This window comes from Rhizobacter sp. P3_B12 (assembly GCF_056402895.1).
Genome location: NZ_JBFUGN010001272.1, coordinates 1 through 1,441, shown reverse-complemented (window position 1 = coordinate 1,441; position 1,441 = coordinate 1). Strand labels below are relative to the sequence as shown.

Below are 1,441 nucleotides of genomic sequence, written 5' to 3'. Positions count from 1 at the left end.
CGGTGTTCTCGATCCACAGCCCCAGGATGTCGCGTGTGCCGTCGGCCAGCACGCCCAGCGCGTCTCGCAGGCCGCACCGATGCGCCGCATCCACGTGCTGGGCAACATGACGCTGGGCCCGTCGAACATGGACGGCGGCCAGGGCTATGCCAGCGGCGGCTACATCGCCGACAGCAAGATCGACGGCCAGATCAGCTCCGGCTCGCAGCAGCAGTGGTACACGCGTGACAGCAACCTCGGCAGCTGGACCGGCGGCGTGTGGAACATGGTGTTCTCCGGCGTGCCGGGCGGCCCGGCCGCGACCACCTTCCCGCAACCGGTGTACACGGTGCTGCCGACCACGCCGTTCTCGCGCGACAAGCCCTACCTGTACATCGACAGCGCCGGCAAGTACCGCGTGTTCGTGCCGTCGCTGCGCACCAATGCGTCCGGTGCCAGCTGGGCCAATGGCGCGACGGCAGGCAGCTCGATCCCGATGAGCCAGTTCTACGTGGCCAAGCCGAGCGACAGCGCGGCGACGCTGAACCAGGCRCTGGCACAAGGCCTGAACCTGTTCTTCACGCCAGGCACCTACCAGCTCAACGACACGATCCGCATCACGCGGGCCAACACCGTGGTGCTGGGCCTGGGCTTCCCGGCCCTGGTGCCGACGGGCGGCGTGGTGCCGATGAGCGTGGCCGACGTCGACGGCGTCAAGATCGCCGGCCTGCTGTTCGATGCCGGCACCGTGAACAGCCAATCGCTGCTGACGGTCGGCCCGACGGGCGCCGCGAACAACCACGCGGCCAACCCGATCAGCATCCACGACATCTTCTTCCGCATCGGCGGCGCGGTGTCGGGCAAGGCGACCAACAGCCTGATCGTGAACAGCCACAACACGATCATCGACCACATCTGGGCCTGGCGCGCCGACCACGGCATCGCCGCGACCGGCTGGGGCATCAACACCGCCGACACCGGCGTGGTCGTGAACGGCAACGACGTGCTGGCCACTGGCCTGTTCGTCGAGCACTACCAGAAGTACGAAGTGATCTGGAACGGCCAGAACGGCAAGACGATCTTCTTCCAGAACGAGTTCCCGTACGACCCGCCGAGCCAGACCACCTGGCGCAGCGACGCGGTGGGCTATGCCGCGTACAAGGTGGCCGATTCGGTGACGACGCACGAGCTGTGGGGCGGCGGCGCGTACTGCTTCTTCAACATCAACCCGCAGATCCACGCCGGGCGCGGCTTCGAGGTCCCGGCCACGCCGGGCGTCAAGCTGCACAGCGTGATGACGGTGTCGCTGGGCGGCGTGGGCGTGATCGACCACGTGGTCAACAACACCGGCGCGGCGGCACAAGGCGTGTCGACGATCCCGGTGAACGTGATCAATTTCCCGTAAGCACCGCGGGTGCCTGAAGCGCGGCCCGTCGCTGTGAAGCGGCGGGCCGTTTTTCTT

At 67.4% G+C, this 1,441-nt stretch carries 1 protein-coding gene; it reads left to right on the top strand.

Annotated elements, in window-relative coordinates:
* Positions 1 to 79 precede the first annotated feature (79 nt).
* Positions 80 to 1,384, top strand: a complete 1,305-nt coding sequence (locus AC1D01_RS34445) for a hypothetical protein (RefSeq protein ID WP_489740926.1) — start codon at positions 80 to 82, stop codon at positions 1,382 to 1,384.
* Positions 1,385 to 1,441: the final 57 nt, after the last annotated feature.